The sequence below is a fragment of the Maritalea sp. genome (genome assembly GCF_047634455.1).
Taxonomy (GTDB): domain Bacteria; phylum Pseudomonadota; class Alphaproteobacteria; order Rhizobiales; family Devosiaceae; genus Maritalea.
Genome location: NZ_JBLIAI010000008.1, coordinates 1 through 13648, shown reverse-complemented (window position 1 = coordinate 13648; position 13648 = coordinate 1). Strand labels below are relative to the sequence as shown.

Sequence of the window (13648 nt, the reverse complement as noted above, 5' to 3'; positions counted from 1 at the left end):
CCATGAACGTATTGGAAATCCTAAACCTCACCGTGACTTTTGATACAGCAGCCGGTCCGTTTAAGGCGGTTGACGGTGTCAATTTCATTGTCAATCAGAACGACATTCTCGCCATCGTTGGCGAAAGTGGGTCAGGCAAATCGGTGGCCATGCTTGCGGTTATGGGCCTATTGCCCAACACCGCAACCATCACCGCTGACAAGATGACGTTTGAAGGCAAAGACATTCAAGACCTTGGTGAGCGCGAGCGGCGTCAAATTATTGGCAAAGACATTTCGATGATCTTCCAAGAGCCGATCGCCAGCCTTAATCCGTGTTTCACCGTTGGTTTCCAAATTGATGAAATGTTGAGGGCACACACTTCGCTAAATGGCCGCGCACGCCAAGCCCGCGCAATTGAGCTGTTTGAATTGGTGGGCATTCCCGACCCAGAAAAGCGCTTACGCAGCTTTCCCCACCAATTGTCCGGTGGCCAATGCCAACGGGTAATGATTGCGATGGCGATTTCGTGTAACCCAAAACTGTTGATCGCGGACGAGCCAACAACAGCACTTGATGTGACCATTCAAAAGCAAATTCTTGATTTGCTGTTGGATATTCAACGTCAAAACAATATGGCTTTGATCATGATCACCCACGATATGGGTGTGGTGGCTGAAACCGCGCAACGGGTTGTGGTGCAATATCAGGGCCGCCAGATGGAAGAAGCTGGGGTTCTTGAATTGTTTGAAAACCCGCAAAGCCTGTACACCAAGGCATTGCTTTCTGCCCTGCCTGAACGTGCGGAGGGGGATCGCTTGCCAACTGTCTCGGACTTTTCTGATAGCTTCGACGCTGAGGGAGCGACATCATGAGCAACGTCATTTTGAAGGCGAGCAACATTTATCGCGACTATGTCACCAAAGGCAGCATGTTCAAAAAAACTGATGTGGTGCAAGCGCTTAAGGGTATCAGCTTTGACGTGATTGAAGGTGAAACACTTGCGGTCGTGGGGGAAAGCGGCTGTGGCAAATCCACGCTTGCGCGCATCCTCACGCTCATTGATGCCCAAACGGCTGGCGAGCTTGAGATCGAAGGCACCGACATCAATATCAATGTGCAAAAACCAACATCTGAGATGCGCCAACGGGTGCAGATTGTCTTCCAAAACCCCTATGGCTCGCTCAATCCACGGCAAAAGGTCGGTGAAATTTTGGAAGAACCATTGGTGATTAACACCAACATGCGATCTGACGAACGCCGCAAATTGGCAATGGAAATGCTGGCAAAAGTGGGGCTGGAGCCGGTACATTACGGGCGCTATCCGCACATGTTTTCTGGCGGGCAGCGACAGCGGATCGCCATCGCACGCGCGTTGATATTACGGCCCAAAATCCTTGTTTTGGATGAGCCGGTGTCTGCTTTGGACCTTTCGGTACAAGCGCAAATATTGAACTTGCTTGCCGACTTGCAGGACGAATTCAACCTCTCCTACATCTTCATCTCGCACGATTTATCGGTGGTCAAATATATCGCTGACCGGGTGATGGTGATGTATTTTGGTGAGATTGTTGAGCAAAATACGCGGGAAGAAATTTTCACTAACCCGCAACATGACTACACCAAAACTTTGCTGGCCGCGACGCCTCGGGCAACGGTTGAATCGATCAAAAAACGTTTGGGTGTTGCCTGACCTTTAGGTCGATTTAGAGTTTGAAGAAGGCGGGGCTTGGCTCCGCCTTTTTTCACCCCGCCGTTGGTCGCTGCGCTCGTATTCGTTTTGCGCTCTCGCCGCTCGGGCTGGCCCGGCACCCCCGGCTCATCCCATTTGCCGCCGTTGGTCGCTTTGCTCGTATTCGTTTTGCGCTCTCGCCGCTCGGCTGGCCCGGCACCCCCGCCTCATCCCATTTGCCGCCGTTGGTCGCTTTGCTCCCGACCCCGGCACCCCCGCCAATTGGTGCCAAACACCTGCACTTCATTCTTTCGTCATGCCAGTGCTGCTTAAGGTTCAGCAATTCATTGGCATCCCCGGACTTGATCCGGGGTCACGTTACCGTCCAATTGCGACCTGTTTCGCCGGACCCAACCCGAGTTAACGGTGGTGATTGGTCCGTGACTTCTGCGCCACCTTCTTCCCTCATCCTGAGCTTGTCGAAGGACTATGAATTCCGCTCCCGTGGTTCGACGGGCTCACCATGAGGGCTTTTCTAGCGCCCTTCGGCCTCATCTACTTTCATCATTCCCGCGTAGAAGGAGCGACGACGACCTATATGGCATTTACTGCGCATAAGCCTTTACTCGCGGTGGCATTTCCCTCCCCCTTGTGGGGAGGGATTAAGGGTGGGGGGATACCGGCACTAACTCACACTCACCCGCAATTGATTTTGCGCGATTGCTCACAAATGCTATCTAACGGTGCAAGAGACAGGTAGGCCACATTGCTAGATAAATCAAAACCGATTTTCGGGGCGCAGTATGCGCAATTGCCGGAACGATTTTACGGCGCGCAATCCGCAATCCCGGTTGCTGATCCCAAGTGGATTGCGTTCAATCCCGAACTAGCCAAGCAATTACAGCTCAACGTTCCAGAATTGGCTGGTGAAGCGGGTCTTGCTATATTCGCGGGCAATCAGACCGCGTCGGGCACAATGCCACTGGCTATGGCTTATTCCGGACACCAATTTGGTCACTGGAACCCACAATTAGGCGATGGCCGCGCGCTCCTGTTAGGCGATGCTTTGGACAAAAGCGGTCAATATTTTGATGTGCAACTCAAAGGCTCTGGCCCCACGCAATATTCGCGAAACGGCGATGGCCGCACCGCGCTTGGGCCTGTCTTGCGCGAGTATGTGATTTCTGAGGCCATGTACGCGATGGGTATCCCCACAACGCGCGCTTTGGCTGCCGTTGCTACAGGCGAGAAAGTGCGGCGTGAAACAGCGCTGCCCGGCGCGATTATCACTCGGGTTGCAAAAAGCTTTGTTCGCGTGGGTACATTCCAATATTTCGTGGCCCATGACGACAAAGAAGGCCTAAAAACGCTCGCTGATTTCTCGATCTCGCGGCACGAGCCAGACTTAAAAGAAGTTGAGCACCCCTATATTGAATTGCTGAAGCGGATCGTAATGCGACAAGCCAAGTTGATCGCCCATTGGCAGCTGGTTGGCTTTATCCATGGGGTCATGAACACGGATAATGTGTCGATTGCTGGTGAAACCATCGATTATGGCCCTTGTGCTTTTATGGATGAGTATGACCCGGCGACGGTGTTTAGTTCGATTGATAGTTTTGGACGCTATGCCTATCAAAACCAACCCCGCATTGGCCAATGGAACTTAAGCGTATTGGCCCAATCCATGTTGCCAATTTTGCATGAGGATGAAGACCAAGCCTTGGCGCTCGCACAAGACGCTGTCAATGGTTTTTCTAGCCAATTTGACGATGCATTTCGCAGTGGTCTGCTGAAAAAAATTGGTATCACTGAAGAGCAAGAGGGCGATTATCAATTGGCGATTGAGTTGCTGGATACAATGAAGACAGCTCGTGCTGATTTTACCAACACATTCCGTGCGCTGTCCAATATGTCACTTCCCTCGCCAGACATTGATGCGGCGCAATTGCCATTGACCGAATGGATCAACAACTGGATACGTCACACAGACAGCGGTAAACGGATTGATCAGCAAGTAATGCGGTCAGTGAACCCAGCCTTCATCCCCCGTAATCACCGGGTAGAGGCGATGATCCAAGCGGCAATCGAAGGCGATTTCACATTGTTCGAAGAATTGATGCAGGTTTTGGCGACACCTTTTGAAGATAAGCCCGTGCACCACGCTTATACCTTGCCGCCTGAACCTGATGAGCGCGTACACCAAACCTTTTGCGGGACTTAGTTACGCGCCGCCATCGCGAATTACATTCGCCCAAGTTTGATCCCGGCTCGGGGGCCGGGAATGCCGTAATGGTTTACGTCGCCACCTAATTTTTGGCTTCCCCGGACTTGATCCGGGGTCTCACTTTTCATACCGCCGTTGGTCGCTTCGCTCCCGACCCCGGCACCCCCGTGCATTTTACACGCCGCTGTTGGTCGCTTCGCTCCCGACCCCGGCACCCCCGTGCATTTTACACGCCGCCGTTGGTCGCTTCGCTCCCGACCCCGGCACCCCCGCCAATTTGTGCCAAACACCTGCACTTTTTTCCTTCGTCATGCTCGGACTTGCCCCGGCAAAACAGGAAGAAAAAAAGGGCGACCCGAAGGCCGCCCTTAAGTGGGAGGAAGTGCTGTTAGCGCGTGACGATCTCTGGTCCCATTAGCGCGTAAGGTAATGTTGTTGAAAGTGCAGGCCAGTAAGTAACGATTATCAGGAACACCATCAACACGGCCACGAACGGCATTGCCGCTTTGACCACTTGCATCAAACTCATGCCCGTTATCCCGGAGGTCACGAACAGATTGAGCCCAATGGGCGGGGTGATCATCCCGATTTCCATGTTCACCACCATAATGATGCCCAGATGAATCGGGTCAATTCCCAATTCAATCGCGATTGGAAACACCACTGGAGCCACGATAAGCAGCAACCCGGATGGTTCCATGAATTGACCACCGATCAACAACAAAATATTGACCGCAATCAAGAACGTGAACCAGTTAAAGCCAGCGCCAAGCATGAGCTCGGTGATCGCCTGGGGAATACGTTCAGTGGTCAGCACGTGGGCGAACAGCAACGCGTTGACGATGATAAACATCAACATCAAAGTTGTTTTGGCCGCATCCACCAGCACTTTTCGCGTGTCGTTGTGGAACATGGCGGTTGGAAATTTACCAAAGATGAGGCCAAGGTTACTGCCCCAGATCGGTAGGCCGGCAACCAGATGGCTCGGCACACGGGCAAGGCTGCCCTGCGGATCACGCCAGATGGTGTAGGCAATCATTGCTGCAACACCTGCACTTAAGCCCGTCCAAAACCGGACTGTAAAGCTAACCGCTTCGCTGTCCCCAAAGGCAAAGAATGACAGCGTCATCCAAAGCCCGAACAACGAGATGCCATAAACGGTGGCGGAGAAGCCAATGCGGGTTTTGGTTGGTGCATTTTCAGGCACCCAAGGTATATTTTTGAGTGGCCCCATATCGCGATAAACAAAGATGGCGATAAAAAACGCATAGACAGCTGCGACTGCGGCCGCTTCTGTTGGGGTAAATACCCCGCCATAAATACCACCAATGATGATGACAATAAGGAACAGACCCCAACCCGCTTGTTTGCCACCTTGCAATATTTCGCCCCAGCCACGCCAAGGTTCAGCTGGGAGTTTTTTGATACGTGCGACAACGTAAATCGCCAACATCAACATGGCCCCAGCCACAAGTCCGGGAATCACGCCCGCTAAGAACATTCGACCAACCGACACGTCCGTTGCCGCCGCATAAACCACCATCACGATGGATGGCGGGATCAGGATGCCGAGCGTACCCGCATTGGCGATAATGCCTGCGGCGAATTCTTTTGAATAACCAACTTGCATCATACCAGCGATAGCAATTGTGCCGATGGCAACAACGGTTGCTGGCGAAGAACCGGATAAAGCGGCGAACATCATACAAGCCAAGACCGACGCCATGGCCAGACCGCCACGGAAGTGACCAACCGCTGCGATAGCGAAGCGGATAATGCGTTTTGCGACGCCCCCAGTTGACATGAAGGATGCTGCCAAAATGAAAAACGGGATCGCCAACAACGTATAGTGCTGGGCCGAGTTGAACAATTGCAGCGCAACCGAAGACATAGAATCCGTCGACAGGAACGCGATGACAATGATGGAGGATAGGCCAAGTGATACCGCCACTGGCACCCCGAGGAACAACAGCCCGATAACGAGCACAAATAGGATTGTCGCAGCCATTATTCGCCCTCCCCTTTCAAGACATCTTTGTTTTCAGCCACCAAATCTTCAGCTTCATGACCCGCGATAATCAGTTCGCGTTCACCCTTGATAATTTGGATCACGGCCTGCAAAGAGCGGAAGGCCAAAAGCCCCAAACCCACCGGCAAAATCAAATAGGCCATCCAGCGCTTCACGCGCTCTTCAAGCCCGAACGGTTCTGAGATCCAAGTGGGATATTTAAGGTCTTCAAGTCCCAGCTGCAGCTGATACATTTTGGACCAATAAAACACCGCACCACCTTTTGACGTGACGCCGAAGATTTTCATCCAATCGACCGAGATTAGCATCACCGCATAGAGCAGGGTCGCAACTGCGCCAAAAATCGCTGCGTAACGTAATCCCTTTGCGGGCAACATGCGGATGAATGCATCAACCCCCAGATGCGAGCCCATTTTCACCCCGTAAGACATGCCAAACAGGATGAGCCATGCAAAGATGATCCGCGTGAGCTCTAGCGCACCGCCAAAGCTGGTGTTGAAGCCATAACGCATGACCACTTGCACAAATGAAATGATGGTGATGAGCGCCAGGAGCGTTGCAAGAATGTTTTCTTCTAGTCGCGTTACCGCACTTTCCCAACGCCGTTCAGCTAAAAATAGCGCAAGAATGAGCAGTCCGGTGCCCGCATATAGCCAGGTCGCAGCCATTTTCTCCCCCAATATAAAAGAATTGTCGATGCTTCATACTGGGCATCGTGCCAGACTTAGAGGCAGAGCGCGAACTTCGCGCTCTGCAGTTGTGTATAACTTAGCTGCGCTTACATGCCCGCAGCGACAGCGGCGTCAATCACATCTTGGCCAATATCGTCAGCAAATTGAGCCCAAACTGGCTTCATGGTGTCAACCCAGACTTGACGTTGCTCTGGTGTTAACTCACGCACAATACCACCTGCAGCCACGATGTTTTCGCGTGCTTGTTCGTTCAAAGCTGTTGCTTTGGCGTTTGCGGCCACAACTTCTTCGTTGAAGATGGTCAGGAACTGTTCACGTACCGCTGGATCAAGCCCATCAAGCCATTCGGTTGATGTGATCGCAAGATATGTCAACAATTGGTGGTTGGTCACGGTTACACCATCTTGTACTTCAAAGAATTTCTTTGAATAGATGTTTGACCAGGTGTTTTCTTGCCCGTCCACAACGCCTGTTTGCAATGCGCCATAAACTTCAGCGAAAGCCAATTTCTGAGCAGAGCCGCCCATGGCTTCGATCATGGCAACAGCCACGTCTGATGTTTGAACGCGGAATTTCAAGCCCGCTGCGTCAGATGGTGAAATCAAAGGTTTCTTGGCTGAGAAGTGCTTGAGACCATTATAGATGTAACCAAGGCCGACATAGCCTTTGTCGTTAATGGCATTCAGCAAATCTTTGCCCACTGGACCTTGTGTGAATTTGTTCACCGCATCCATGTCTGAGAACAAGAATGGCAAATCAAACACGCCATATTTTTTAGTGAAGCTCTCAAATTTTGACAATGAAGGCGCTGCAATTTGAACGTCGCCCAACAGCAATGCTTCCATCACTTTGTTGTCGTCAAACAATGTTGAGTTGGCAAACACTTCCATACAGGCTGTGCCGTTCATCTCTTCATTGATGCGCTTGGCAATCGCTGCTGCTGCTTCGCCTTTTGGATGACCAGTTTCTGCTGTTACGTGGCTAAACTTAATAACGATTTCGCCACTGTCGCATTCGCCCGCCATCGCTGGTGTCGCCATGAGAGCTGCTGTTAGCGTCGCGCCAACGAGTAGTTTTTTGAACATTTGGTTCCTCCCCAAAGGATGTTTGAGATCAGGTGACAAGAACGTCACCCCTCATACCTACAAGAGCAATCGTCGTGCCAAGTTTAACGCTCAAACAAAATCGTTATATTTCAAATAGTTAGATTTGCTTTCGGTTCAGGCAGAATGTGATGCGTGTTGAATTCGACACATCAAAATCGGTTACATGTGTCGAATTCAACACACAAATACGGACTCACGGGTTTGGGGCCATAATGCCATATTTCTTCATTTTTTCGTAAAGCGCCTTGCGCGAAATACCAAATGCCTCGTAGGTCGATTTGAGCGAACCATCATGCTTGGCGATCTCATTTTCAATCAGCGCCTTTTCATAGGACGCCATTTTTTCAGGCAGCGAGCGATCTGACTGATCGACAGCGACACCATTTGAGTTGAGCAAACCAAGCCCCATCCCCAGAATGAAACGGTCCGCTGAATTGCGCAATTCGCGCACATTGCCCGGCCAATCATAGGCATGCAGTTGCGCCACGATTTGCGGTGTGACCTCGGGGATTTCTTTGCGGAATCGCGCCCGGGCCTGACGGGCCAACCGATAGAATAGCATCAATATGTCATCGCCTCGTTCGCGCAAAGGCGGCAAATCTATTGAAGCAACATTCAGCCGAAAATACAGATCCTGGCGAAATTCACCATTGATGCTTGCCTGTGCCAAATCTACTTTGCTGGCCCCCACAATTCGAATGTCGAGCGGAATGGTTTTGTTGGACCCCAACCGCTCCAGCGACCTTGTTTCCACCACCCGCAACAATTTAACCTGCACGTCGAGCGGCATAGATTCAATTTCGTCAAGAAACAACGTGCCGCCATTGGCAAATTCGATCTTGCCGATGCGCTTTTGGGTCGCTCCGGTAAAAGCGCCAACCTCGTGACCAAACAATTCGCTTTCAATGATTTCTCTTGGCAATGCCCCACAATTGACAGCGACAAACGGCTTCGTTTTGCGCGCACTATGGTCGTGCAGCGCCCGCGCGACCACGTCTTTTCCCGCTCCGGTTTCGCCGTTGATCATGATATCGATATCAGCATCGGCCAACATGGTGACTTGTGACCGCACCCGCACCATTTGCGTCGATTTACCGATCAGCGTTTCGTCGAGCAAACCATCGGCATCAATTTCTTCGCGCAAGATGCGGTTTTCCATCACCAACCGACGTTTTTCGATGGCCCGAGAAACAACAGCGGAGAGTTGGTTGGGCGGAAATGGTTTTTCGATGAAATCATAAGCCCCGCTGCGCATGGCACTGACGGCCACTGAGACATCGCCATGGCCGGTGATGAAGATCACCGGGATCGCTGGGTCAATATCCATAACCCGTTTCAAGAATTCTTGCCCTGTCATGCCCGGCATGCGCACGTCGGAAATGATCGCGCCGTGAAACTGAAAGGAAACCAAGGGCATAGCAGAGGCGGCGCTAGGGAATGCTTTGACGTCCATGCCGTCAATCTCCAGCGCCTGCACCAGCGCATGGCGCAGATCATTGTCGTCATCAATCAAAAGCACTTTTGGGTCGGACAACATCACTTAACTCATTTCCTTTTTGCCATGTTGCAGTTTCACATAGAAAGCGGCACCACCAAGTTTGCTCGCCCCCAGTTCAATCTCGCCACCAAAATCGTGCACAATATTGTAGGCAATGGAAAGCCCAAGTCCGAGCCCTTCCCCCACGTCTTTTTGGGTAACGAACGGGTCAAATATCGTTTCACGATCCTTTTCGCTGATCCCGGAACCAGAATCTTCAACGGCAAATACCACATTGTCCGCATCATCGCTCACCGTAAGTTTGACTTGTCGATCTTTACTGTGCGCCGCTGCATCAATGGCATTGCTCAACAGATTGACCAATACTTGTGAAAGCCGAAGACTGCCGCCGCGAACAGTAAGATTCTGGTCGACATAACCGACATGAACATTAACCTTTTTGCCCCGGGCGTGCGGGTCGATCAGGGTTATCGATTCTTTGATAAGCGATGCAACCAAGACATCACGCTGACTTGTACCCGGCTTGCGCGCAAAGGATTTTAGCGTCTTGGATAATTTCGCCATACGATCCGTCATCGACGATATACGGATCAAATTGTCTCGCGCCGCGTCTTCTTTGTCTTGATCCAAAAAGGTGCGCGCATTGTCCGCATAGGCGCGGATCGCGGCGATTGGTTGATTATATTCATGCGATAACGCCGCCGACATTTGACCAATAGATGCCAATTTGGCCGATTGCATCAATTCCGTTTGCGCTTGGCGCAACGCCGCTTCGGCAGCGATCCGCTCATCATATTCTTTACGCAATTCCTTTGTGCGCACCCGCACCCGCTGCTCCAATTCACGCGCCGTGGCCTGTTCGGCTTCCAGCCGCATTACGGCCAAATGCCGACGTTGCAGCAATACAAAAAACATACCGCCGACAATGATGGCGGAAAGCATGATGATCAGAATCATTTGTTCTTTGGCGACGGTGACGGGCCAGTAATCCTCCAGCACATTGAGATGCCAATCCAACAGCGGCAAATACTCGCCACGGGCCAAATATTTAGTTTCACTGGCACCGGCTCCAATCGACACCAGCTGCGGAATAGACTGATATGATTGCAAAATTTCAGCGGGCAAGCCTTCGGCCAATTGGTTGGCCACAATTTTTTGCCCAATCTGGTTGGTCACAAAAATCGGCTCACTCAATAAACCCCAAGCGTCGCCCAATTGCTGTAAATCCACATAGACCACAACGATACCGATGATTTTGCCATTCCAGCTGACGCCATTTGAAAACCCGTAGGCACTAGCGCCGGTGCTTGTGAGCAATGTTGCTCGACCAAGTCGACCCTGACCGCCAGCGCGGATAAGGTTTTCATCGATAATCCGGGGCGCAAAACCCTCATTGTTGGATTGGGCCAACACCGATCCATCAGGGCGAGCAAATTGCACATTCGCAGCGCCGGACAGCCCCGCATATTGAACCACCAGACGATTTGCAATTGTTTGCGCTGACCTTTTATCAAGCGTTTGGAACACATCGGCCACGCTTGGTTGGCGCGCCACCACGCCCGTGAGCAGGCGAAATTTGTCAAAAATGCCTGTGATGGTTTCCTTTTGAAGCGCCAACACTTCGTCAATTTCGGCATTGAGCCGCTGGCGCTCGCGGTCCTGTGTCCAGGGTACGCCAAAATAGAGAATGACCAGCGTCCCCACGCTCACGACCAAAACAAGCGTCAAAATCTGCAGGCGGAAATTTTTCAAAATCGGTTCAACTACGCTCATGTGGCGACTATCTTATGCGCACCAAGGTGAAGTCAATCACGCAAATGATACCTGGGGGGGCATTCCTTTGCTCCCGCGCCGTAAACTTGTCGAGGTTGGTGAGCCGCGCAAATTTATCATGGTCACACGGAACGCTGCCGGCACACGCAAGAAAAAGCAAGAGACTGAGGACACTGATGAAAACGACCAAAAGATGATGAAATTGAGATTTTGCAGTACCTGTTCACTAGGGTCTGAACTCAATTGATCCCGGCTCAAGGCCGGGAATGCCCCATGGGGATAAATCGACATTTCCTTTCGGTTGCTGCCGGGCAATCGGGGCAGTGTGATTTTAAACATAGGACGCAAAGGTTTTCCTTCGCCAATATGCGCCTCGTACACCGACCGATTTACATCAACTCGACAGCAATCGCTGGGTGAGCCAAACAGCTATTCTGCTTAACTGGCTTTTGCAGTCAGCACTTTGCGCGGATCAAAATGTGCGATCACGGAAACGCCAATTTTGGTTCGGCAATAATAGTAAAGCAGCGCTGAGCGAACAATCTGGGACAAGGCGGTACCAATGGCGGCGCCAACAATGCCAAAAACCGGCACCAATGTAACCGAAATGGCGATGTTCATAACTAAGGCGTATCCAGCGATCATCACGTTGAGACGTTCACGACCAACAACGATCAACAGATTTGAGGCTTGACCCACAATTGACTTTCCGACCAACCCGATACCAATCACCAACATGATGACTTGGCCGGACACAAATTCTTCCCCAAACAAGGAGAGCAGAAACGGACCGGCTGCAAGGGTGACCAAGACCGCTGGAATGGTGAGCCAAAAGGTCCACGTGGAGGCCATGTGGACACGGTTTTGCAATTCTGTGTTGTCGCCTTCAGCGTTGGCCAACGAGAACTCACGGGCAAACACCACCATAAACGCGTAATGGATAAACCCGGCGATGGCCATGCAGCGCAAGGCGGCAAAATATACAGAGACACTTTCGGACGGCATCATAAAACCCAAAATCACAATGTCGGACCAGTAGAGCAACTCCTCCACCCCGGTGACAACAACCAATGGCACAGCGGCGTAAATCCAATATCGCCGCAACCGTTTGCGGTGGCTCTGGCTTGTGGCGGGCTTGATGCGTTTGACGTGAATTTTGATATAGACGGCCTGCAAGCAGATGAGGAAAAGCGTGACGCCAATTGTGACCGCGAGCGCCAACTCAGCCGTCAGGGGAATATTATAAAGGCTAATCACAAAAAGCGTGGCCATGACAATGACGGGGCGCAAGATAAACCCGGGGACAACAGCCATGCGGTACCAACCTAGCCCCCGCGACACCCCTTCAATGTAGAGTTCAAGCGCCAAAATCGGCAACCCGACAGCCAAAACGATGGCGGAACCCATCATATTGTCGGCCAAAAGATTACCAAAGAAATAGAGCGCCGCGCCACACAAAGCGGCGGTTGAAATGGACGTTATCAGGATGAACTTCAGCCCATTACTCATGAAACCATAAACAAAGTCAGCGCGCGCACGGGTTGCATATTTGGGTAAAAACCGCACAGCACTTTCTGAAAAACCCATAACTGATGTGTGGGTTAAGATGACCTGCCACGTCCAAAAGGTGACAAATATGCCGTAATTTTCGATCCCTAGGCTCTTGGCCAAATAGATCTGAAAAATATAGGCAAGCCCTGCGGCAAAGACCCGCGTCAAGAGTGTGGACATGGCTTGAATGACGGCTTGCAACTGCCCAATACGTGCAAATAGGGCTTCCAGTTTTTGACGATAGTGAGCGATCAAATTCACGACGCCTTATTGTTGCTTTGCCCGCGCAAGGAGCGCGCCAATTTCAATATGTTAAAGCGCCAATCACTAGGCAGTTTATTAAAGATCGTTTTGACAAATGGGCGCAAGTGTAATTGCCAAAGCACGCCGATAAAGTAGCCCCGCATGGAACGCGGGAAAACACGGGTTTGCAGTGCCATTTGATTGTTCGACCAGGCGTCTTTGTAGCCTGCCGGTTCTGCCAATAAATCATATTTGTCAGCGCCGTTCTCAATCGCCCATTTCAGGGCTTCTTCAATTTGGATTTTGCCAACCGAATGTTCGCGCATATCCCAATCAAAGGCACCGATATATGAATAATAGTGACCGCGTTGCAAGAAACCGATTTCGACCGCAACCGGATGCTCGTCCAACATCAGCGCCCCGGCGACCGCGCCGGATTTGGAATTTGTATCGCCACAAAGTGCGCCAATGCAGTCGCTCAATCCAGCGATTGTCAGCTTCGCGTCGTTGCGTCCGGTTCTGACGAGCCAATCCCGTTTCATCTGCAAAGCCTTTGCCACCAGGTCAGCGAATTGTGGCGCATCGGCAAAAAATGTTTGATAGGAAAGGTCGCCCATGCGCGCCAATTTATTCTTACGCTTGTTGCGATTGCGGCGCGTGGATTTTGAGATACTGGCTTGGTATTGGGCAAAATCTTCGAATTGGCTGAGGTCAAAGATTGAGGCTATTTCGTCGACAGGTGCAAGCGTGCCTTTGTTATCTAGCGCCAGATGCAGGGCACTTTGTGCGGGGATCTTTGGCAAACTGACAAGATCAACTTCCACGTTGGCTAGCGCATAATCGACGAATTGGCTTAGGGTTTGCTGGTCGACTAGCATGGG

General features: G+C 51.4%; 10 protein-coding genes. 3 read left to right on the top strand and 7 right to left on the bottom strand.

Going from position 1 to position 13648, the window contains the following annotated elements; genetic code table 11:
- The first annotated feature begins 2 nt into the window (after positions 1-2).
- From ACJAZW_RS04110 to ACJAZW_RS04100, 3 genes are all read left to right on the top strand, one after another.
- A complete protein-coding gene (locus tag ACJAZW_RS04110; protein WP_415155605.1) occupies positions 3-854 on the top strand; it encodes an ABC transporter ATP-binding protein in 852 nt (283 codons plus the stop codon).
- Positions 851-1672, top strand: coding sequence for a dipeptide ABC transporter ATP-binding protein (locus ACJAZW_RS04105; RefSeq protein ID WP_415155604.1), 822 nt, complete (start codon positions 851-853; stop codon positions 1670-1672). Before ACJAZW_RS04110 ends, ACJAZW_RS04105 begins: the two co-directional genes overlap by 4 nt.
- Positions 1673-2417: 745 nt before the next feature.
- The gene (locus ACJAZW_RS04100; protein ID WP_415155603.1) at positions 2418-3872 is read left to right on the top strand and encodes a protein adenylyltransferase SelO; all 1455 of its coding nucleotides are present in this window, start codon (positions 2418-2420) and stop codon (positions 3870-3872) included.
- Between the two features lie 391 nt (positions 3873-4263).
- Here the strand turns inward: ACJAZW_RS04100 and ACJAZW_RS04095 are convergent, their stop codons facing one another.
- The 7 genes from ACJAZW_RS04095 to ACJAZW_RS04065 form a co-directional block, all read right to left on the bottom strand.
- Positions 4264-5883, bottom strand: coding sequence for a TRAP transporter large permease (locus tag ACJAZW_RS04095; protein WP_415155602.1), 1620 nt, complete (start codon positions 5881-5883; stop codon positions 4264-4266).
- Positions 5883-6572 carry a TRAP transporter small permease gene (locus ACJAZW_RS04090; RefSeq protein WP_415155601.1) on the bottom strand — a complete coding sequence of 230 codons (690 nt, stop codon included), beginning with the start codon at positions 6570-6572 and terminating at the stop codon, positions 5883-5885. The genes ACJAZW_RS04095 and ACJAZW_RS04090 overlap by 1 nt, the downstream gene beginning before the upstream one ends.
- 110 nt (positions 6573-6682) lie before the next feature.
- A complete protein-coding gene (locus tag ACJAZW_RS04085) occupies positions 6683-7681 on the bottom strand; it encodes a DctP family TRAP transporter solute-binding subunit (protein ID WP_415155600.1) in 999 nt (332 codons plus the stop codon).
- Between the two features lie 214 nt (positions 7682-7895).
- Positions 7896-9239 carry a sigma-54-dependent transcriptional regulator gene (locus ACJAZW_RS04080; RefSeq protein ID WP_415155599.1) on the bottom strand — a complete coding sequence of 448 codons (1344 nt, stop codon included), beginning with the start codon at positions 9237-9239 and terminating at the stop codon, positions 7896-7898.
- 3 nt (positions 9240-9242) lie between these two features.
- Positions 9243-10973: an ATP-binding protein gene (locus tag ACJAZW_RS04075; RefSeq protein ID WP_415155598.1), complete on the bottom strand. Its 1731-nt coding sequence runs from the start codon at positions 10971-10973 to the stop codon at positions 9243-9245.
- A 438-nt stretch (positions 10974-11411) separates the two neighbouring features.
- Positions 11412-12779 (bottom strand): polysaccharide biosynthesis C-terminal domain-containing protein, encoded by a 1368-nt coding sequence (locus ACJAZW_RS04070; protein WP_415155597.1) that lies wholly within the window; start codon positions 12777-12779, stop codon positions 11412-11414.
- 2 nt (positions 12780-12781) lie between these two features.
- On the bottom strand, positions 12782-13648 hold an 867-nt coding region (locus tag ACJAZW_RS04065; RefSeq protein ID WP_415155596.1), incomplete at its 5' end, for a GNAT family N-acetyltransferase.

Bases quoted from the DNA above. Each gene is read 5' to 3' on its own strand.
- ACJAZW_RS04075 (WP_415155598.1), bottom strand. From the start codon at position 10,973: ATGAGCGTAGTTGAACCGATTTTGAAAAATTTCCGCCTGCAGATTTTG.
- ACJAZW_RS04110 (WP_415155605.1), top strand. From the start codon at position 3: ATGAACGTATTGGAAATCCTAAACCTCACCGTGACTTTTGATACAGCA.
- ACJAZW_RS04080 (WP_415155599.1), bottom strand. From the start codon at position 9,239: ATGTTGTCCGACCCAAAAGTGCTTTTGATTGATGACGACAATGATCTG.
- ACJAZW_RS04085 (WP_415155600.1), bottom strand. From the start codon at position 7,681: ATGTTCAAAAAACTACTCGTTGGCGCGACGCTAACAGCAGCTCTCATG.
- ACJAZW_RS04095 (WP_415155602.1), bottom strand. From the start codon at position 5,883: ATGGCTGCGACAATCCTATTTGTGCTCGTTATCGGGCTGTTGTTCCTC.
- ACJAZW_RS04105 (WP_415155604.1), top strand. From the start codon at position 851: ATGAGCAACGTCATTTTGAAGGCGAGCAACATTTATCGCGACTATGTC.
- ACJAZW_RS04090 (WP_415155601.1), bottom strand. From the start codon at position 6,572: ATGGCTGCGACCTGGCTATATGCGGGCACCGGACTGCTCATTCTTGCG.